Annotated in this window: 17 protein-coding genes; 8 read left to right on the top strand and 9 right to left on the bottom strand. The window is 73.6% G+C overall.

What is annotated here, in order from left to right:
• Positions 1 to 48 precede the first annotated feature (48 nt).
• Both ACQP2F_RS22055 and ACQP2F_RS22050 read left to right on the top strand, forming a co-directional pair.
• Positions 49 to 648 carry a TetR/AcrR family transcriptional regulator gene (locus ACQP2F_RS22055; protein WP_433306906.1) on the top strand — a complete coding sequence of 200 codons (600 nt, stop codon included), beginning with the start codon at positions 49 to 51 and terminating at the stop codon, positions 646 to 648.
• A complete protein-coding gene (locus ACQP2F_RS22050; RefSeq protein ID WP_433306904.1) occupies positions 645 to 1670 on the top strand; it encodes an MBL fold metallo-hydrolase in 1026 nt (341 codons plus the stop codon). Before ACQP2F_RS22055 ends, ACQP2F_RS22050 begins: the two co-directional genes overlap by 4 nt.
• Positions 1671 to 1720: 50 nt before the next feature.
• Here ACQP2F_RS22050 and ACQP2F_RS22045 read toward each other — a convergent pair whose 3' ends face one another.
• On the bottom strand, positions 1721 to 2635 hold the full coding sequence (locus ACQP2F_RS22045; RefSeq protein ID WP_433306902.1) for a LysR family transcriptional regulator: 915 nt from the start codon (positions 2633 to 2635) through the stop codon (positions 1721 to 1723).
• A gap of 127 nt (positions 2636 to 2762) precedes the next feature.
• Here ACQP2F_RS22045 and ACQP2F_RS22040 point away from each other — a divergent pair, with 127 nt between their 5' ends.
• On the top strand, positions 2763 to 5006 hold the full coding sequence (locus tag ACQP2F_RS22040; protein ID WP_433306901.1) for a CoA transferase: 2244 nt from the start codon (positions 2763 to 2765) through the stop codon (positions 5004 to 5006).
• Between the two features lie 18 nt (positions 5007 to 5024).
• Here ACQP2F_RS22040 and ACQP2F_RS22035 read toward each other — a convergent pair whose 3' ends face one another.
• From ACQP2F_RS22035 to ACQP2F_RS22020, 4 genes are read right to left on the bottom strand one after another with little or no spacing between them, the layout of a single operon-like run.
• Positions 5025 to 5288 (bottom strand): universal stress protein, encoded by a 264-nt coding sequence (locus ACQP2F_RS22035; protein WP_433306899.1) that lies wholly within the window; start codon positions 5286 to 5288, stop codon positions 5025 to 5027.
• Positions 5285 to 5509 carry a universal stress protein gene (locus ACQP2F_RS22030; RefSeq protein WP_433306897.1) on the bottom strand — a complete coding sequence of 75 codons (225 nt, stop codon included), beginning with the start codon at positions 5507 to 5509 and terminating at the stop codon, positions 5285 to 5287. Before ACQP2F_RS22030 ends, ACQP2F_RS22035 begins: the two co-directional genes overlap by 4 nt.
• 36 nt (positions 5510 to 5545) lie before the next feature.
• A complete protein-coding gene (locus ACQP2F_RS22025; RefSeq protein ID WP_433306895.1) occupies positions 5546 to 6499 on the bottom strand; it encodes an alpha/beta hydrolase in 954 nt (317 codons plus the stop codon).
• 18 nt (positions 6500 to 6517) lie between these two features.
• Complete coding sequence (locus ACQP2F_RS22020) at positions 6518 to 8137, bottom strand: flavin-containing monooxygenase (protein WP_433306893.1); 1620 nt, start codon at positions 8135 to 8137, stop codon at positions 6518 to 6520.
• A gap of 239 nt (positions 8138 to 8376) precedes the next feature.
• Between ACQP2F_RS22020 and ACQP2F_RS22015 the strand changes: the two genes are divergently transcribed.
• Positions 8377 to 9381 carry a lysylphosphatidylglycerol synthase transmembrane domain-containing protein gene (locus ACQP2F_RS22015; protein ID WP_433306892.1) on the top strand — a complete coding sequence of 335 codons (1005 nt, stop codon included), beginning with the start codon at positions 8377 to 8379 and terminating at the stop codon, positions 9379 to 9381.
• A 4-nt stretch (positions 9382 to 9385) separates the two neighbouring features.
• Here ACQP2F_RS22015 and ACQP2F_RS22010 read toward each other — a convergent pair whose 3' ends face one another.
• On the bottom strand, positions 9386 to 9919 hold the full coding sequence (locus ACQP2F_RS22010; RefSeq protein ID WP_433306891.1) for a GNAT family N-acetyltransferase: 534 nt from the start codon (positions 9917 to 9919) through the stop codon (positions 9386 to 9388).
• A gap of 162 nt (positions 9920 to 10081) precedes the next feature.
• Between ACQP2F_RS22010 and ACQP2F_RS22005 the strand changes: the two genes are divergently transcribed.
• The 3 genes from ACQP2F_RS22005 to ACQP2F_RS21995 are packed head-to-tail and all read left to right on the top strand — an operon-like array spanning position 10082 to position 14018.
• Entirely contained in the window at positions 10082 to 10891 is an 810-nt protein-coding gene (locus ACQP2F_RS22005) for an ABC transporter ATP-binding protein (RefSeq protein ID WP_433306889.1), read from the top strand.
• Positions 10892 to 10908: 17 nt separating this feature from the next.
• Positions 10909 to 11904: an ABC transporter substrate-binding protein gene (locus tag ACQP2F_RS22000; protein WP_433306888.1), complete on the top strand. Its 996-nt coding sequence runs from the start codon at positions 10909 to 10911 to the stop codon at positions 11902 to 11904.
• A gap of 11 nt (positions 11905 to 11915) precedes the next feature.
• On the top strand, positions 11916 to 14018 hold the full coding sequence (locus tag ACQP2F_RS21995; RefSeq protein ID WP_433306886.1) for an iron ABC transporter permease: 2103 nt from the start codon (positions 11916 to 11918) through the stop codon (positions 14016 to 14018).
• 118 nt (positions 14019 to 14136) lie between these two features.
• Here ACQP2F_RS21995 and ACQP2F_RS21990 read toward each other — a convergent pair whose 3' ends face one another.
• The 3 genes from ACQP2F_RS21990 to ACQP2F_RS21980 all read right to left on the bottom strand — a co-directional run bounded on the left by ACQP2F_RS21990 (position 14137) and on the right by ACQP2F_RS21980 (position 17767).
• Positions 14137 to 14343, bottom strand: a complete 207-nt coding sequence (locus tag ACQP2F_RS21990) for a hypothetical protein (protein ID WP_433306884.1) — start codon at positions 14341 to 14343, stop codon at positions 14137 to 14139.
• 236 nt (positions 14344 to 14579) lie between these two features.
• Positions 14580 to 16046 carry an LmeA family phospholipid-binding protein gene (locus ACQP2F_RS21985; RefSeq protein ID WP_433306882.1) on the bottom strand — a complete coding sequence of 489 codons (1467 nt, stop codon included), beginning with the start codon at positions 16044 to 16046 and terminating at the stop codon, positions 14580 to 14582.
• Positions 16047 to 16417: 371 nt separating this feature from the next.
• Positions 16418 to 17767, bottom strand: coding sequence for an MFS transporter (locus ACQP2F_RS21980; protein WP_433306880.1), 1350 nt, complete (start codon positions 17765 to 17767; stop codon positions 16418 to 16420).
• A 117-nt stretch (positions 17768 to 17884) separates the two neighbouring features.
• On the opposite strand from ACQP2F_RS21980, the gene ACQP2F_RS21975 reads away from it, so the two are divergent.
• Complete coding sequence (locus ACQP2F_RS21975; RefSeq protein WP_433306879.1) at positions 17885 to 18838, top strand: sigma-70 family RNA polymerase sigma factor; 954 nt, start codon at positions 17885 to 17887, stop codon at positions 18836 to 18838.

The raw sequence follows: 18838 nt of genomic DNA, 5'->3' as shown, positions 1-18838 counted from the left end.
ACTGTATCCTGACGGAAACCGTTCAGCAATAGCGCGGAGGATGGCCCGATGAGTGGTGCGATGCCGGCGCCCGGCCGGCCCCGGGACCCGGAGGTGGACCGCCGCATCGCCCGAGCCGCCCTGGACGTCTTCGGCGAGGCCGGCTGGGCCGGGTTCGCGATGGAGGCGGTGGCGCGGCGGGCGGGCGTCGGGAAGGCGTCGCTCTACCTGCGGTGGAGCGGCAAGGAGGCGCTGCTGACCGACGCGCTCACGGTGGGCCTGTTGCAGGTCAGCGACGTCGACACCGGCACGTTGCACGGCGACCTGGTCGAGCTGGCGACCCAGATGCTCGATCTCTACCTCGGTCCGGCGAGCCGGGCGGCGATGCGGCTCCACCTGGAGGCGGCCTCGATTCCGGGCGTGGCCGAGCACTACGAGGCGATGCGTACGTCGCAGGTCCGCGCCGCCCGGGCGATCGTGCGCCGGGGCATCGACCGCGGCGAGCTGCCCGCCACCACGCCGGTCACCCTGCTGCTCGACACGCTGGTCGGCGGCGCGATGATGCACGCGCTGACCACGCCGGCCGGCCGGCGCGACGCGCTCGTGAACGACAAGGCCGGTTACGCCCGGCGCCTGGTCGGCTTCCTGCTCCAGCCGGTCAGCGCATGATCGTCACCGGAACGGCGCAGCGCTCGGCCTGGCAGGAGCGGGTCCTCCCGCCGGTGGAGCAGGTCCGGCCGGGCGTGTGGTCGATCCCGGTGCCGATCCCGCACAACCCGCTGCGCTACACGCTGAGCTACGCGTTCCTCGACGACGCCGGCGTGCTGGTCGTCGACCCGGGCTGGGACACGGCCGAGGGCCGCGCGGCGCTCACCGCGGGACTGTCCCGGGCCGGCGCCGCGCTCGCCGACGTGGCCGGCGTCGTGGTCACCCACGTGCATCCCGACCACCACGGGCTCAGCGGCTGGTTGCGGGCGGAGTCCGGGGCCTGGGTCGGCATGCACCCGGTCGAGGCGCGTACGCTGCCCGGCCGGGTCTGGCGCGACCGCCGGCCCGACCACGACCGCGCCTGGCTGCGGCGGCACGGCACGCCGCCGGAGGAGGCCGGCCGGCTGGTGATCGACCCGGCGCGGATCAGCGACATCCTGGGCATGGCCGAGCCGGACCGGGCGATCGAGGACGGCGACCTGCTGCCGCTGGCCGGGCACGAGGTGCGGGCGGTCTGGACGCCCGGGCACACCCCCGGTCACCTGTGCCTGCACGACGCCGGGGCCGGGATCCTGCTCACCGGCGACCACCTGCTGCCGCGGATCAGCCCGAACATCGGCGTGCACTCCGGCGCCGGCGGCGACCCGCTCGGCGACTATCTCGGCTCCCTGGAGGCCGCGGCCAAGTTCGACGCCGACGAGGCGCTGCCCGCGCACGAGTACCGGTTCCGCGGCATCGGCGACCGGGCCGCCGAGCTGGCCCGGCACCACGAGGACCGCGGCCGTGAGATCCTGGGCGTGCTCGCCGCGCCGGCCACCGCGTGGGAGGTGGCCTCCCGGCTCACCTGGTCGCGCGGATGGGACGCGCTGCACGGCATGATGCGGCGGATGGCGCTCGCCGAGACCCTCGCCCACCTGCATCATCTCGCCGCGGCCGGCGCGGTCCGGGCCGACGGGGAGGCGCCGCTGCGCTGGCATCGGTAGCGCCGGCACCACCGGCGCCTGCCGCCGGCGGTCCGACGCCGCGGGCCGCGCTAGACCTCGATCTCTCCCCGGGACCAGCGCTCGCGGACGGCCGCGACGACGCCGCGCACCACGCGGTCGGCGTCGCGGCCGGCCAGCCAGACCAGGCCGAGCCGGAAGCGGGGAGCGTCGACCAGCGGCACCAGCGCGAACGCCGGATCGTCGAAGATGCGGGCCGAGCCGCCGGTCTCGGGCGACAGCGTGAAGGTCAGCTCGCCGGTGCGGCGGACGTGGCCGGCCAGCATGGCCGCGTCGGCGCCGGCCAGCAGCCGGAAATGCCGCAGGCCGCGGCGGACGAGGTCGTCGCGCAGGCCCTGCATGGCCAGCGGCTGCAGGGTCAGCGGGTAGGTGACGATCGTGCGGTCGACCAGGTCGGTCAGCGACAGCGCCGGGCGGCCGGCGAGCGGGTCGTCGTGGCGCATGGCGACCATGAAGTGGTACGAGGCCAGGCCGATCGACATCATCGCGGGCTCGGCCACCGGCAGGTGCACGACGGCGGCGTCCAGCTCGCCGCGCTCGAGACGGGGCAGCAGCTCGGCCGACGGCGCCAGGGCCACGTCGACCTCGCGGCCGGGATTGCCCTTCTCGGCGCACTCCACGACCGCGTCGAGGATGCCGGGCGGGGACAGGTGCGAGCCGCCCAGCCGCACCACGCGCTCCTCCCCCGCCGCGACCAGCTGGACCTCGCTGCGCAGCCGGTCGAACTCGGCCAGCAGCGGCGGCACCCGGCGGGCCAGCTCGCGGCCGGCCGGCGTCAGCTGGATCCGGTGGTAGCCGCGGACGAACAGGTCGGTGCCCAGCTCGCGCTCGAGCTCCTTGACGATCCGGCTGACCGGGGAGGCGGTCATGTGCAGCCGCTCGGCCGCGCGGCCGAAGTGCAGCTCCTCGGCGACCGCGAGGAAGCAACGCAGCTGCGCGATGTCCATGCCGTCCAGTCTGACGTTACTGAACGATCACCGGCAAGGAAGTACCGTGACGCATTGCGGCGGGCGGCACGTAACGTGCGCGAAACAGCGATTTACGGCCCCGGCCGCGCGGGCGATGGTGGGTCGCATGGACGCTCAGCTTCCCCTTTCCGGAGTTCGCGTCGTCGACCGCACCGACGGCCCCGGCGAGACCACCGCCCGCCTGCTCGCCGACCTCGGCGCCGACGTGATCCGGGTGGAGCCGGCCGAGGGCGCCGCGTCGCGCCGGCATGCGGCCCGGCACGCGACCCACAACGTCAACAAGCGGGCCGTGGTGGTGGACGACGTGGGCCTGCGGCGCCTGCTCGGCACCGCCGGCATCCTGGTGACCAACGCCGCCGACGACCTCGCGGCCCTCCGCGAGGCGCACCCGGCGCTGGTCGTCGTGGCCGTCACCGACTACGGGCTGACCGGGCCCTACCGGGACTGGCAGGCGACCGAGTCGACGCACCTGGCCCTCGGCGGCGTGCTCGCCCGGTCGGGGCTGCCCGGGCGCGAGCCGCTGATGCCGCCCGGCTCGATGGCGTACGAGTCGGCGGCCGTCCAGGCGGCGTGGGCGGCCCTGGTCGCGTACTTCGCCGGCGGCGGCGACCTGGTCGACGTCTCCGTCTACGAGGCCACCGCGCAGGTGCTCGACCCCGGCTTCGGCATCGGCGGCAGCGCCACCGGCGGGGTCCCGGCCGCCGACGGGCCGCGCGGGCGGCCCGACGCCCGGCACCTCTACCCGATCTTCCGCTGCGCCGACGGCTGGGTGCGCATCTGCGTGCTCGCGCCGCGCCAGTGGCAGGGGATGTTCGCGTGGCTGGGCCGGCCCGCGGAGTTCGCCGACCCGGCGCTGAACAACCTCGGCACGCGGTTCGCCGCGACCGGGAAGATCTATCCGGCGATCGGGCGGCTCTTCGCCGGCCGCACGCGCGAGGAGATCGTCGCGCAGGGCCAGGCCTTCGGCGTGCCGACCGCCGCCCTGCTCTCGTCCGCCGAGGTGCGCGCCGCCGACCACTTCGTCGCGCGCGAGGCCTTCGCCGAGGTGCTCGGCGTGGTGATGCCGAACGGCTGCGTGGAGATCGACGGTCGCCGGGCCGGAATCCGCCTCGCGGCCCCGGCGATCGGCGAGCACACCGACGAGGTGCTCGCGTCGCTCCCGGCCGAGGAGGAGTCCGCGCGCAAGGAGGAAACCACGCGGACGCGGCGGCGGCCGCTGGACGGGCTGCGCGTTCTCGACCTCGGCGTCATCGTCGTCGGCGCGGAGCTGGGCCGGCTCTTCGCCGACATGGGCGCCGAGGTCATCAAGGTCGAGAACAGGGCCTTCCCCGACGGCAGCCGGCAGACGTTCGACGGGTCGCCGATCAGTGCGTCCTTCGCCTACGGGCATCGCAACAAGCTGGGGCTCGGCCTCGATCTCCGTACGCCGGAAGGGCTCGGGATCTTCGAGAAGCTGGTGGCGAAGTCGGACGTGGTGGTGTCGAACTTCAAGCCGGGCACGATGGAGTCGCTCGGTCTCGGCTACGACCGGCTCGCCGCGATCAACCCGGGCATTGTCGTCGCCGAGTCGAGCGCCTTCGGGCCGACCGGGCCGTGGAGCAGGCGACTCGGGTACGGCCCGCTCGTGCGCGCCTCGGCCGGGCTCAGCGGCATGTGGCGCTACCCGGACGACGAGGACAGCTTCAGCGACGCGTCGACGATCTATCCCGACCATGTCGCGGCCCGGGTCGAGGCGGTGGCGATCCTGGCCAAGCTGGTCGAGCGGCGGCGCACCGGGCGCGGCGGCACGGTCAGCGTCGCCCAGGCCGAGGTGATCCTGAGCCAGCTGGCCGCCGGGCGGACGACGACCGGGGGCATCTACCCGTGCGCCGGGGACGACGAGTGGTGCGTCGTCGACCCGCGCGACCAGGACGATTGGCGGCGGCTCTCGGCCGTACTGGGAAATGATCTCGAGAACACCGGTCGCCGGGATGAGCTGATCGCGGCGTGGACGTCGGCGCGCCCGCCGCGCCGGGCGATGGCCGAGCTGCAGGCGGCCGGCGTGCCCGCCGCGATGATGCAGCGGGTGCCCGAGCTGCTCGACGACCCGCATCTCGCGGAGCGCCGCTTCTTCCGCACCATGCGCCATCCGCGGATCGCCCGGCCGATGCCGGCCGAGAACGGGCCGGCCGTCTTCGCGAACGTCCCGGACCCCGAGCTCGGCCCGGCGCCGCTGGCCGGCGAGCACTCCCGCGATGTGCTCGCCCGGGTGCTCGGGCTGCCGGAGGACCGGATCGACGCGCTGATCGAGGCGGGAGTCGTCGAGCAGCCGGCACCCGAGCTCCTTTCTTCCGCAAGGCCCTCGGCCTGAGCCGCGACGACCGGGCGGCTACGGCACCACGGTGACCGGCCAGCGGCCGCAGCGCACCAGCCGGGTGGCCAGCGAGCCGGCGATCCGGTGCAGGATCTTGGTGGAGCGGCCGACGATCACCGCGTCGGCGTGCACCTGGCGGGCCACGTCGAGCAGCTCCGCGTACGGGTCGCCGGTGCGCACCACCAGCCGCACGTCCACGTCGAGCGGGGCCACCCGCTGCTCGATGGCCGTGCGCAGCTCCCGCTCGACCGCGTCCTGCGCGTCGTTGACGCTGGTCACGCGGCACCGGCGTCGGCCACCGGCAGCACGAAGCTCGCCGCCGTGCGCACGTAGACGGCCACCAGCCGGGAGCGCTGCCGGCGGGCGAGCCCGGCGGCGTAGGCGGCGGCGTGCAGCGAGGTCGGAGAGCCGTCGACACCGACCAGGATCGTGCCGGGCCCGTCGGCGCCCCGATCGGGCACGCCCGGGGAGCGCAGCAGTTCGAGGTCGTCGTCGGTCATCTCGTCTCCCGCTGAACGCCGTCCACTGTATATCGGTTACCGGGACAGAGCCCGCGTCAAGGCGTCCAGGCGGGACGCCCAGATCCGCCGGGAGAGCGCGGCGTCGGGGGCGAACGTCTCGGCGGCGTGGTAGCTGCCGGGGTGGATGTGCAGCTCGGTCGGGACGCCGGCGGCCATCAGCCGCTGGGCGAACGCGATGTCCTCGTCCCGGAAGAGATCGACCGTGCCGACGTCGATGAACGCCGGCGGCAGCCCGGACAGGTCGGTGGCGCGGGCGGGCGCCGCGTACTGGTCGGCCTCCTTGCCGCCCAGGTACCACGACCAGGCCTCGATGTTGCCGGCCCGGTCCCAGATGCCGATGTCGTCGATCTCCCGGCTCGAGTCGGTGGTGTTGGTGTCGTCGATCATCGGATAGATCGGCATCATGAACCGCAGGGCCGGGCCGCCGCGGTCGCGGGCCAGCAGCGCGACCGCGATGGTGAGGCCGCCGCCGGCGCTGGCGCCGTAGACGGCCAGCCGCTCGGGGTCGAAGCCGAGCTCGGCCGCGTTCTTGGCCATCCAGACCAGGCCGGCGTAGCAGTCCTCGACCGGCGCCGGGTGCGGGTGCTCGGGCGAGAGCCGGTACTCGACCGACACCACGATCGCGCCGAGCCGGTCGCAGAGCAGGGTGGCGGTCGGGTCCTCACCGGCCACGCTGCCGAGGATCATGCCGCCGCCGTGGATGAAGTAGATGCCGGGGCAGGTGCCGGTGGCGCTGACCGGGCGGTAGATGCGGACGGTGATGTCGGGCTCGCCGTCCGGGCCGGGGACGGTGCGGTCCTCCTTGGCGACGTTCGGATTGTCGGGGATCTCGACGCCGGCGTTCATCGCCTCGATGGCGGCGCGCCGCTGGACGATGTCGGGCACGGCGTTGAAGCCGCCGGGCAGGGCGTCGAGCAGCGCCTCCAGGGGCGGACGCAGCTCGGGGTCGATCAGGTCAAGACGGGACATCGACTTCTCCTTCCGGGGTCAGGCGATCAGTGAAAAGCCCTCGTAGCCGCGGGCGGCCACGTCGTCGCACTTCTTGCGGTACTCGCCGACCCCGCCCACGTACGGCATGAAGACGCGGGTCTTGCCGGGCACGTTCGTGCCCATGTACCAGGAGTTGGCCTTGGGATAGAGGGTGTAGCCGGCGAGCTCGTTGACGTGCGCGACCCAGGCGTCCTGGGCCTCGGGGGTGGCCTCGATGGCGCGCAGGCCCTCACGGTCGAGGTGGGCGATGGCGCCGGCCACCCATTCCACGTGCTGCTCGATCGAGACGATCATGTTCGACAGCACGGACGGGCTGCCGGGTCCGGTGATCATGAACAGGTTCGGGAAACCCGAGGATCCGATCCCGAGATAGGTACGCGGGCCGGCACTCCACGTCTCCTTCAGCGACAACCCGTCCCGGCCACGGATGTCGACGCCGGTCAGCGCCCCGGTCATGGCGTCGAAGCCGGTCGCGTAGACGATCGCGTCGAACTCGTACTCCCGCTCGCTGGTCCGGATGCCCTTCTCGGTGACCTCGACCAGCGGGGTGCGCCGCAGGCTGACCAGGTGCACGTTCGGCCGGTTGTAGGTCTCGTAGTAGTTGGTGTCGAGACAGGGCCGCTTGGTGCCGACCGGGTACTCCGGACACAGGTCCGCGGCCGTCCGCGGGTCCCGGACGATCTCGCGGATCTTGCCGTGGATCCAGTTCCTGCAGGTGTCGTTCGCCTCCTGGCTGATCGCGAAGTCGGTGAACGTGGAGAGCAGGTTCACCAGGCTGCCGCTCTCCCAGGCCTGCTCGAACGCGGCGTCGCGCTCCTCGTCGGACACTTCCAGGGCCGACTTCGTCGGCACCACCACCGGCACGCCGCCCGAGGACTCCCGCTGGGCTTTCCGGTACGCGCGATAGGTCGCCCGCATGTCGGCGATCTCGTCCGGGCGCAGCGGCCGGTTGCGGGCCGGCAGCGAGAACGACGGCGTGCGCTGGAAGACGGTCAGGTCGGCGGCCTGCTCGGCGATGACCGGGATGGACTGCACGCCGGACGAGCCGGTGCCGATGATGCCGACCCGCTTGCCGGTGAAGTCGACGTCCTCGTGCGGCCAGCGCGAGGTCTGGTAGGACGCGCCCTTGAACGTCTCGATGCCGGGGATCTCGGGCAGCTTCGGGGTGGAGAGGCAGCCGGTGGCCATGATGAGGAACCGGGCCGTCACCGCGTCCTCGTGCTCGGTGCGGACCAGCCACGTACGGCTGTCGTCGTCCCAGCCCGCCCCGGTGACGCGGGTCCGGAACACGATGTCGCGGCGCAGGTCGAAGCGGTCGGCGACGTGGTTGGCGTACTTGAGGATCTCCGGCTGCGTCGGGTAGCGCTCCCGCCAGGGGTACTCCTGCTCGAGGTCCTCGGAGAACGAGTACGAGTAGGCCAGGCTCTCGACGTCGACCCGGGCGCCCGGGTAGCGGTTCCAGTACCAGGTGCCGCCGACGCCGGCGCCGGCCTCGAAGACGACGGCGGTGAGGTTCTGCTCGCGCAGCTTGTGCAGCAGGTACATGCCGGAGAAACCGGCGCCGACGATGACGGCGTCCACGCGCGGCGGAACGGTGCGGGTCTCGATGGTGGTCATGGGGGCCTCCTGCGAGCGATGGGGTGTCGCGGAGGGAGAGGCTCGAGCGATCTCCATGTGATCGAGCCCACAATGTAGAATGCATTCTGCATTGGGGTCAATGTTGCGGCTCCGTTAAACGGGCATAACGGATTGCCGATTCCGGCAGGCTACGTGCCGCAAAACGCAACGCGCCCGACGTGACGGCGTTCTCACCGCGAAAACTTGCCCCGCGAGAAAGTTTAGTCGATGCTCGAAGGGTGAAACGGCGACTGCGCGGCGTGGCGATCGGAGCGCTCCTGCTCCTGCTCGCGGTCGAGCTCGTCCTCGGCTGGCCGGCGCTGGCCGGCGCGCTGCGTCAGCTGCGGACGCCGCATCCCGGGTGGCTGGTGCTGGCGACCGGCGTCGAGCTGGGCGCCATGAACGCGTACGCCCGGATGCAGCGCCACCTGCTGCGGTCGGCCGGCGTGCGCGCCTCGATCGTCGAGCACCTCAAGCTGGCCTACGCCGCGCACTCGCTGAGCGCCACGCTGCCCGGCGGTCCCGCCTTCTCGACCCGCTTCAACTTCCAGCAGATGCGTCGCCTCGGCGCCTCGCCCGCGGTCGCCTCGTGGGCCATCGCGCTCAGCGGCATCCTCTCCGCGTGCGCCCTGGCCGCGCTCACCCTGGCGAGCGCGGTCGCGGCCGGCGGCGCGGCCGAGTGGCATCACCTGGCGTGGCTGCTGGGCGGTGCGGTCGCGCTGGTTCTGGCCGTGCGCCACGTGTCGCGCCACCCGGCGATCTTCCGCCCGGCCCTGGCGCTGTTCAACCGCCTCCGCCGTCGCCCGGCGACCGACGGCCGGGACCGCATCCCGGCGTTCCTGGCCCAGCTGCGCGCGGCCCGGCTGAGCGCCGGCCACGCGGTCGCCGCCGCCGGGCTGGCCCTGCTCAACTGGACGCTGGACGCGCTCTGCCTGTGGCTGTGCTTCCGCGCGGTGGGCGAGCGCCCGGCCGCGCTGACCGTGGTGCTGCTCGCCTTCTGCGCCGCGATGGCGGCCGGCACGATCACGATCGTCCCCGGCGGGCTCGGCATCATCGACAGCGCCCTGATCCTGGGCCTGGTCGCGGGCGGCGTCGGCGCCGCGCCCGCGGTCGCCGCCGTCGTCCTCTACCGCGTGATCAGCTTCGGCTTCATCGTGGCCCTGGGCTGGCTGTCCTGGCTGCGGCTGCGCACCCCGGCCCGCGCGCTGGAGTCCCGCGGCGGCGTCGCCGAGGCGCTCGGCTGACCGGTCACGCGGGTCCGAGCGGCTTGTGGAAGATGAGGAAGTCGCACGGCGTGGCCAGCCTCGGCACCAGCGCCGGGTAGTCGTCGGCCAGGTCGCCCCGCCGCACGACGCGGTAGCCGAGCCGGGTGTACCACTCGTGGAGGAACTGCTTCACCGGGTGCGTCCACTCCCGCGGCAGGAGAAGTTCCAGCTGCATGGTCCGCAAACCCCGATCAACGGCCCACTTCTCCCCGTACGCGATGAGCCCGCGCCCGATCCCCCGGCCGCGCTGCCCGGGGTCCGCCACCAGCATGCCGAGCTCGCCCTCGCCGGTGGCCAGGCGCCGGACCCGCGCGACCCCGAGCAGCTCGCCGCCGTCGCGGGCCTCGATCAGCTCGCCGGCCGCGACGTAGCCGGCGATCTCGGCGGCGCCGACCCGGTCGGTGCCGGCGATCCACAGGCCCTCCTCGGCCGCCGCATAGACCACGTTGACCAGATCGGTGACCTGCTCGACGTACCGCCGATCCCGCGCCCTCGCGGTGGTGACGTGCGAGATCAACGCTGGCCCACTCCCTCGATCGCGCCGTAAGTCCCGGGCGATGGTATCGGCCGCGTTGTGTCCGCCGGCCGTCCGCTTAGCCGGCGCAGCGCGGCGACGTGACCGGGCTCACCGCGGGGGACCCGCCTGTCCCGCAAGAACAAGTTAGGTTAGCCTCACCTCATGACAAGCGAGGTGGCGCTCACCGGCGCCGATCTGACGCTCGCCTACGACGGCCGCACGGTCGTGCACGGCGCCGGCATCGAGCTGCGCGCGGGCCGGGTCGTGGCGCTGATCGGGCCGAACGGCTCGGGCAAGTCGACCCTGCTGCGCTCGCTCGCCCGGCTGCACGCGCCCCAGGGCGGCTCGGTCACGCTCGACGGCGACGACGCGCTGGCGCTGCGGCCCCGGGACTTCGCGCGGCGGGTCACCCTGCTGACCCAGTCGCGGCCGACCCCCGGCGGCGTACGGGTGCGGGACGTCGTCGCCTACGGCCGGCACCCGTACCGGTCGCGTTTCGGCGCCGGCGACCCGGACGGTCCGGCCGTGGTCGAGCGCGCGATGCGGCTGACCGGTGTGGACGGCATGGCCGGCCGGGCCGTCGACGAGCTGTCCGGCGGCGAGCTGCAGCGGGTCTGGCTCGCCACCTGCCTCGCCCAGGACACCGGCGTCGTCCTGCTCGACGAGCCGACCACGTTCCTCGACCTGCGCTATCAGATCGAGACCCTGGACATCGTCCGCGACCTCGCCGACGAGCACGGCGTCGCGGTCGGCGTGGTGCTGCACGACCTCGACCAGGCCGCCGCCGTCGCCGACGAGCTGGTGCTGCTGCACCGCGGCGTGGTCCGGGCGGCCGGGCGACCGGCCGACGTGCTCACCGCCGAGCTGCTCACCGAGATCTACGGCCTGCGCATCGACGTCGCGGTCGACGCCGGCGGCCACGTCCGCACCCGCCCCCTCGGCCGGCACCACGCCCGGGCCGTTCTCCGATGACGAAAGGTTCCCTCCGCATGGCTCTCACCCGTCGCGCGTTCGCCACCTCGGCGGCCGCGCTCACCGCGCTCCTCGTCGCGGCCTGCGGCACCACCGAGGACCCGGCCGGCCCGGCCGCCGCTCCCGGCTCGCCGGCACCTTCCGGACCGGTCGACCTCACCGACGAGCGCGGGACCGTGCATCTGGACGCGCCCGCCAGGAACGTGGTCTCGCTCGAGTGGGGCCTCACCGAGAACCTGGTGGCGCTGGGCGTCGAGCCGGCCGGCCAGGCCGACGTCAAGGGCTACAACGTCTGGGACACCAGCGCCCCGATCGACGCCGCCACCCCGGACGTCGGCCAGCGCGGCGAGCCCAGCCTCGACGCCATCGTCGCGCTCGACCCCGACCTGGTGGTCACCACGACCGACCTCCAGGAGACGGTGATCAAGCAGCTCGCGGCCAAGGTGCCGGTGCTGGCCCTGCGCGGCTCGGACGGGGCCGACCCGATCGGCTACATGCGCCGCACGGTGACCACCCTGGCCAAGGCCACCGGCACCGAGGCCAAGGGCGCCGAGCTGCTGGCCGGCTTCGATGCCAAGGTCGCCGCGGGCAAGGACGCGCTGGCCAGGGCGGGCAAGGCCGGGGCGCCGTTCACCATGTCCGACGGCTGGGTCGACTCCGGCACGGTCTCGCTGCGCATGTACACGCCGACCTCGTTCTTCGGCGCCATCGCCGCGCAGCTGGGCCTGCGGAACCAGTGGACGGCCGGCGGCGACAAGGACTACGGCCTGGCCCAGACCGACGTCGAGGGCCTCACCAAGATCACCAACCCGCAGAGCACCTTCCTGTACGTGGCCAACAAGTCCGACGGCGGCGACTTCACCGACGCGCTGAAGAACAACGCGGTCTGGAAGCGGCTGCCGTTCGTCACCGCGCAGAACGTCAAGCGCACCCCGGACGGCATCTGGATGTTCGGCGGTCCCGCCTCGGCGAACGCCTACGTCGACGCTCTCGTCTCCGCCCTCTCCGCCTGAGGCTCACCCCGATGACCAGCACGATCACCGCCCCCACCGTCGCGCGGCCCCGGGCGGAGCACCGCCGGACGTCCCGCGTCGCCGCCGTCTTCGCGGGCACGGTCGTGCTGCTCGCCGTCCTGGCCGCGGTGCACCTCACCCAGGGCACCGCGCGCCTGGGCGCCGGCGAGCTGCTGCACGCCCTGCTGCCCTGGGCCCACCCGGACGGCGACCGGGCCGAGGCGGTGGCCGTGCTGGTCACGAGCCGGCTGCCCCGGCTCGCCGCCGCCCTGCTCGTCGGCATCGCGGCCGGCATCGCCGGCGGCGTCCTGCAGTCGGTCGCCCGCAACACGCTGGCCTCCCCCGACACCCTGGCGGTCAACGCCGGCGCCTACGTCGCCGTGGTCGCGGTCGCCGCCTTCGGCGTCTCGCTGCCGTTCCTCCTCAACGGCCTGACCGCCTTCGCCGGCGGCCTGCTCGCCGCCGGCCTGGTGCTGCTGGTGTCCCGCGGCGGCGCGGCCGGACCGACCCGGCTCCTGCTGGCCGGCTCGGCGGTCGCGCTCGCGCTCAACTCGCTGACGGTCGTGCTGCTGATGCTGTTCTCGCAGAACACCGTCGGCCTGTACGCGTGGGGCAGCGGCACCACCGTCCAGTCCGGCGGCCACCAGGTGAGGATGACCGCTCCCCTGGTCGCCGCCGGCCTTCTGCTCGTGCTGCTGCTCGCCCACCGCCTCGACGTGCTGGCCCTGGGCGACGACCCGGCCCGGGTGCTGGGCGTGGACGTACGGCGTACCCGGGTCCTCGCGGTGACCGTGGCGGTCCTGCTGGCCGCCACCGCCGTCACCGTCGCCGGCCCGATCGGCTTCGCCGGCCTGTGCGCGCCGGTCATCGCCCGCCTGATCGCCCGGCGCGTCCCCGGGCTCGGCGCCCACCTGCTGCTCCTCCCGTTCGCCGCGCTGGCCGGCGCGATCGTGGTGGTCGGCGCCGACGTGCTCCTGCGCGCCGTGCTGCCGGCCGACGCCGCCATCTCGGTGCCGACCGGCGTCGTCACCTCGCTGGCCGGCGCCACCGTCCTGGTCTGGCTGGCCCGCGGCCTGCGCGACGGCGGCCCGGCCGCCGCACCCGCGCGCGGCGCACACGGGTCGGTCCGCTCCCGCGGCTGGATCGTCACCGTCGGGGTGGTGCTGGCCGTGGCCCTGGTCGCCGCGTTCGTCGCGGCGCTGCTGTTCGGCGACCGCCTGGTGCTGCTCGGCGACGTCGCGAACTGGTGGCAGGGCCGGGCCGGGCGCACCGTCGGGTTCGTCCTCGACCAGCGCCTGCCCCGGGTGCTGGCCGCCCTGCTCGGCGGCGCCGCCCTGGCCCTGGCCGGCGCGATCGTCCAGGCCGTCTGCCGCAACCCGCTGGCCGAGCCCGGCCTGCTCGGCGTGACGCCGGGAGCCGGGGCCGGCGCGGTGACGGTCGCCCTGCTGCTGCCCGGCCTCGGCGTCTGGCCGACGATGGCCGCCGCCACGGTCGCCGCCCTCGCCACGTTCGCCCTGGTCTACCGGCTGGCGGCCGGCCGCGGCCCGGCGCCGGACCGGATCGTGCTGGTCGGCATCGGCGTGAGCGCGGCCGCCACGGCGCTGACCACGCTGCTGGTGGTCGTCGTCTCCCCGTGGAACACGAGCGCCGCGCTGACCTGGCTCGCCGGCTCGACGTACGGCCGGACGACCGGCCAGGTGATCCCGGTGGCGCTGGTCCTGCTCGCCGCCATGCCACTGACCCTGGCCGGCGCCCGCACGCTCGACCTGATCGCACTGGACGAGGACGTTCCGCGCGTGCTGGGCGTGCCGCTGTCGCGAGCGCGCCTGGCGTTCCTGGCCCTGGCCGCGGTGCTGACCGCGGCCGCGGCCTGCGCGGTGGGCGCGCTGGCCTTCGTCGGCCTGGTCGCCCCGCACGCGGCCCGGGCCCTGACCGGCGCGAAGCACGCCCGATCCGTCCCGGTCGCGGTGGCGCTGGGCGCGGTCCTGGTCAGCGTCGCCGACACCCTCGGGCGCACCGTGCTGGCCCCGACCCAGCTGGCCGCCGGCCTGGTGACCGCGATGATCGGAGCGCCCTACTTCGTCTGGCTGCTGTGGCGCAGCCGCACCGCCTGATCGCCGCCGGCCGTGAAGCCCGCCGTGAAGGCTGTGGATGGTGGCGCGAGATTGTCGTACCCCCGCGCTAACGTCGCCCCACCCAGTGACCGGGTGGGGCCGGACGGCCGCGCGACGATCATTTCCGGGCGTCCGGGGGCTGCCGCTCGTACTTGGCCAGCGCTTCGATGATTTTGGCCCGGTCGGCCGGGCGGGTCTTGCGCAGGGCCTCGTGCAGGCTGTCCCGGCGGCTGCGGGCGCGGATCTTCTCCCGCCACACGGTGAACGCCGCGCCGGCCGCGCCGACCAGCGACGCGCTCATCGCGAGCCAGATCGCAGGCTCCATCCCGGACTCCTCTCGACACCGGTCGAGAGGGCGCACGGCTCAGCTCGACCACCGGAACGGCGGAAGCTGAGATCCGCACCGACACGCGGGAAACTCAGGTCGGTAAAGCCATCTATATGAACAGCACGCCGGCTGGGATCCGTGAAGCAGGGGCGACCGTTGTCGGCCCGGGAGCCCGATGAGCCGGGGGGTGATGCGCATTTTAACCCTTTTGCCGGCCGGGCCGGAAGACCCCGTCAGCAGGACCCGCCGGTGAGACTGCCGCGCGCCAGGGTGACGTCCCGGCCCGACAGACGGATGCGCAGGCCGGTCGGCAGGACCTCCACCTTCCCGTACGCCAGTCCGGCCGGCAGCTTCTGCAGCGGGAACGTGGTCTGCTGCGCCGACACCTCGGCCAGCACCTTCGCGGCCGGGAACCGGATGCCGAACATCTGGATCTGCCGCGGCGCGATGTCCAACGTGGCGCCGCGGATGACCGGCCGCCCGTAGAGCGTGATCGGGGTGGCCTCGCCCGAGCCGCCCTTCTGCGTCGCGGTGAGCAGCCCGCCCGCCGCCCCGAACGTGGTCGGGTGGTCCCCGGCCGGCTGGGACAGCGCCGAGAACGGCTTCACGGTGACGCCGTCGATGACCAGCCGGATCCCGCCCGGGTCGACCGTGACCGAGCGGTACGACACCCCACGGGGCAGCGCGGGCAGCGTACGGCTGAGGGAGCTCTTGTCCGTCTGCGCGAGGACCAGCTTGGCGATCGCGTCGCCCGGATCGTGGTCGCCGCCGAGAATGTGGACCTTACGCGGCGTCAGCGTCAGCGTGGTCCCGGACAGCACCGGCTCCGTCTTGATCGTCAGCGGCAGGCCGATCGCCGACGTGTTGATGCCGAGCAGCCCGTCCGCCGCCGTGTAGGTGACGTCCCGCCCGCCCACCGTGGAAGGCAGCGCCGACAGCGGCGTCGTCGACACCCCACCCAGCGCGACGTGCAGGCCGTCGGCGCGCGGCGTGATCGACTTGTAGACCACGCCGTCCGGCAGATGCGGGAGCTTCTCCGTGCGTACGCCGCCGGTCAGATCGCTCACCTGCCCCGCCGGCACCGTCCTGCCGAAGAGCTCCAGCCGCTGCGGCACCGAGCGCACCGTCTCGCCCTGCACGCTCATCGTGAGATAGAGCCGGGCCTTGACGTTGTCGGCCGCCTCGGCCGGCATCACCACGTCGACCGTGAGCCCGCCATCGGGCGCGCGATGGAAGGAGGGCCTGGTCGCCTGCCCCTGCGCCGGCAGATTCGCGAAGGCAACGGTGATCTCCGCGTCCATGCTCCCGACGTGCGTGCTGTTCCCGTCCGGCTGGCTGACGTCCTTCATGGTGGCGGCGAACGCGGCGTGCGGCACTCCGCTGAGCGTCACGTCCGGCACCCTGACCCGCAGCTCGCCGAGTGTCCCGCGCAGCGCCTGCGGCAGCAGCGGCCCGTCACCGCCGACGGTCACCTCCGGCCGGGACGGCAGCGTTCCCGGGCAGGCGACCTGGTCACCGACGCGCTGCCGGACGCGGTCACCGAGAAAACCTTCGAGACCGGGCACCGGTACGGCGAGAGCCAGCATCCCGAGAGCGACAAGAACCGTGACACCGGTAGCCGCCAGGGCCACCCCCTTGCGGCGCAGCCCGCGCACACCGTGGTGCGCCGGCCGATGGACCTCAGGTAGCAGCGCGGTCATGCTGAAGTTTACGGACTGGTAACCGTGTGGGGTTCAGGGTGGCGGGCCGCTTCTTCGACCGAACTCGAACTCCGGAGCCCGCCGCATCACGGCCGCCCCGCTCCACGCCCCGCGCGACCGGCCCCGCCCGAGCACCGCCCACGCCCGCCCGCGCACCGCCCCCCGCACCGCCCCCACTCCGCGCCACCGCCCCCGCACCGCCGCCTCTCCCGCGAATCTTGAGAACTTCTCCGTCCGGCGGGTGCAGCAACTCAACAAGATCCGGCCAGGGCCGCCGCCACCACGCCCGCCCGCTCCTCACCCGCCAGAACACTGATGAGTTGCCGCTCCCCCTATGCGGCAAATCATCAAGATCGCGGGCGGCGCCGCGATCAAGCGGCGACCAGCTCCCGCTCGGCCGCCTTCGTCCGCGTCGACGAGATCGACGCCGCGATACCGAGCGCCACCAGCACCATCACCGTCGCCGCCACGAACGACGTGCGGAAGCCCTGCGCCGACAAGGTCGCCAGCACGGCCAGCCCCAGCGCCGACCCCACCTCGGCCGTCGTGCTGAACACGCCCGACGCCAGGCCCGCGTCCTCCGGCGTCGCGTCCGACATGGCCAGCGCGGCCAGCGCCGGGAACGCCAGCCCACCGCCGAGACCCAGCAGCAGCATCGACGGCAGCACGTCCGTCGCGTAGGAGCCGTCCGCCGGCACCCGGGCGAACCACGCCAGACCACCCGCCACCAGGGCCAGACCGGCGATCACGAGACGGCGGGCGCCGTAGGAGGAGATGAGCTTCTCGGTGTATCGCAGCGACAGCGCGCCCATCACGACCGTCACCGGCAGGAACGCCAGGCCGATGCGCAGGGCGCCGTAGCCGAGGACGTGCTGGCAGTAGAGGACGCCCACGAAGAACATGCCGAACATGCCGGCCGCGCTGGTCAGCTGGGCCAGGTTGGCACACGTCAGGGTGCGGGAGCGGAAGATCCGGAGGGGGACGAGCGGCGACTTGGCGGTGGCTTCGCGCACGACGAAGGCTCCCAGGAGAATGATGGCGAGCGCCCCCGGGCCGAGTTTATTCGATGATCCAGAGACGACGGCGTAGACCCCGGCCATCAGGGCTCCGGTGATCAGCGCGGCGCCGAGAACGTCCGCGCCGCGGCCGTGACCCCGGTCGTGCGGGATCAGGCGGCGGGCCGCCAGCACTGTGGCGACGCCGACCGGCACGTTCACGAAGAAGATCCAGTGCCAGTTCACGGCCGACGTGAGAACGCCGCCGAGCAGCAGGCCGACCGCTCCCCCGGCCGACGCCACGAAGCTGTAGACGCCGATCGCGCGCGCCTGCTCGGCCGGCGCCGGGAACATCGTGACGATCATGCCGAGGATGACGGCGGACGTGGCGGCGCCGCCCACGCCCTGCAGGAAGCGGGCCGCGATCAGCATCTGCTGGCTGCCGGCCACACCGCACAGCGCGGACGCGGCGGTGAAGACGATCAGCCCGGCCACGAAGACGCCGCGGCGGGAGATCAGGTCGCCCAGGCGCCCGGCCAGCAGCAGCAGGCTGCCGAACGGGATGAGGTAGGCGTTGACGACCCAGGCCAGCCCGGACTGCGTGAAGCCGAGCTCGGCCTGGATGGCGGGCAGGGCCACGTTCACGATGGTCACGTCCAGGATGATCATCAACATGCCGGCGCACAGCACCAGCAGCGCGATCCAGCGACGGTCGGACAGGCTCACGGTCTCCTCCACTCAATAGGATCGCCAGGACAGACCGGGGCCGCCGGCGAAACTCATCGGCGGCGCAGCGATGAGTCCGGGCGCGGAGAGCGGTCGGTACTTACGAGGAGGCGCGTCGTGGACACCGACACCGAATTCGTTCAGCAGGCCGACCCGTACCGGCGGGAGCTGCTGGCGCACTGCTACCGGATGCTGGGCTCGGTCTACGACGCCGAGGACCTGGTACAGGAGACGTACGTGCGGGCCTGGCGCTCGTACGACCGGTTCGAGGGCCGCTCCTCGATGCGCACGTGGCTGCACCGGATCGCGACCAACGCGTGCCTGAACGCGCTGGAGTCCCGCGGCCGGCGCCCGCTGCCGATCGGGCTCGGCGCGCCCAGCTCCGACCCGGCCGACGCGCTCAACGAGCAGAAAGAGGTGCCCTGGCTGGTGCCGGTGCCGGACGCGCTGATCGACCCGGCCGGCGTGGTCGCCCAGCGGGAGAGCATCCGGCTCGCCGTGGTCGCGGCCATGCAGTACCTGCCGCCCCGGCAGCGGGCCGTGCTGATCCTGCGCGACGTGCTGCAGTGGCCGGCGGCCGAGGTCGGCGAGATGCTCGGCATGACGACCGCCTCGGTGAACAGCGCCCTGCAGCGGGCCCGCGCCCAGCTCGCCCAGGCCACCGTGTCGGCCGACGAGGTGGCGGTGCCGACCGAGGCCGAGGAGCGCGACCTGCTCGACCGGTTCGTGGCCGCGTTCGAGGCCAAGGACATCCCGGCGCTCGTCGACATCTTCACCAAGGACGCCACCTGGGAGATGCCGCCGTTCGCCGGCTGGTACGAGGGCCCGGAGACGATCGCCCGGCTGATCGACACGCGCTGCCCGGCCCAGGGACCCGGCGACATGAAGCTGGTGCCGACCCGGGCGAACGGCCAGCACGCGTTCGGCCTCTACATGCGCGACGGCGACACCTACCGGCCGTTCAACCTGCCCGTGCTGACCCTCGCGCCGCACGGCGTGCGCCACGTGTCGAGCTTCTTCGACCTGCGGCTGTTCGCCACCTTCGGCCTCCCGGAATCGATCCCGGTCTGA

Origin of the sequence: Actinoplanes sp. CA-030573, from assembly GCF_050951115.1 — a bacterium.
Taxonomy (GTDB): Bacteria; Actinomycetota; Actinomycetes; order Mycobacteriales; family Micromonosporaceae; genus Actinoplanes.
This window is presented reverse-complemented; position numbering and strand designations above follow the sequence as displayed.

Bases quoted from the DNA above. Each gene is read 5' to 3' on its own strand.
- ACQP2F_RS22055 (WP_433306906.1), top strand. From the start codon at position 49: ATGAGTGGTGCGATGCCGGCGCCCGGCCGGCCCCGGGACCCGGAGGTG.
- ACQP2F_RS22050 (WP_433306904.1), top strand. From the start codon at position 645: ATGATCGTCACCGGAACGGCGCAGCGCTCGGCCTGGCAGGAGCGGGTC.
- ACQP2F_RS22045 (WP_433306902.1), bottom strand. From the start codon at position 2,635: ATGGACATCGCGCAGCTGCGTTGCTTCCTCGCGGTCGCCGAGGAGCTG.
- ACQP2F_RS22040 (WP_433306901.1), top strand. From the start codon at position 2,763: ATGGACGCTCAGCTTCCCCTTTCCGGAGTTCGCGTCGTCGACCGCACC.
- ACQP2F_RS22030 (WP_433306897.1), bottom strand. From the start codon at position 5,509: ATGACCGACGACGACCTCGAACTGCTGCGCTCCCCGGGCGTGCCCGAT.
- ACQP2F_RS22025 (WP_433306895.1), bottom strand. From the start codon at position 6,499: ATGTCCCGTCTTGACCTGATCGACCCCGAGCTGCGTCCGCCCCTGGAG.
- ACQP2F_RS22020 (WP_433306893.1), bottom strand. From the start codon at position 8,137: ATGACCACCATCGAGACCCGCACCGTTCCGCCGCGCGTGGACGCCGTC.
- ACQP2F_RS22005 (WP_433306889.1), top strand. From the start codon at position 10,082: ATGACAAGCGAGGTGGCGCTCACCGGCGCCGATCTGACGCTCGCCTAC.
- ACQP2F_RS22000 (WP_433306888.1), top strand. From the start codon at position 10,909: ATGGCTCTCACCCGTCGCGCGTTCGCCACCTCGGCGGCCGCGCTCACC.
- ACQP2F_RS21995 (WP_433306886.1), top strand. From the start codon at position 11,916: ATGACCAGCACGATCACCGCCCCCACCGTCGCGCGGCCCCGGGCGGAG.
- ACQP2F_RS21990 (WP_433306884.1), bottom strand. From the start codon at position 14,343: ATGGAGCCTGCGATCTGGCTCGCGATGAGCGCGTCGCTGGTCGGCGCG.
- ACQP2F_RS21985 (WP_433306882.1), bottom strand. From the start codon at position 16,046: ATGACCGCGCTGCTACCTGAGGTCCATCGGCCGGCGCACCACGGTGTG.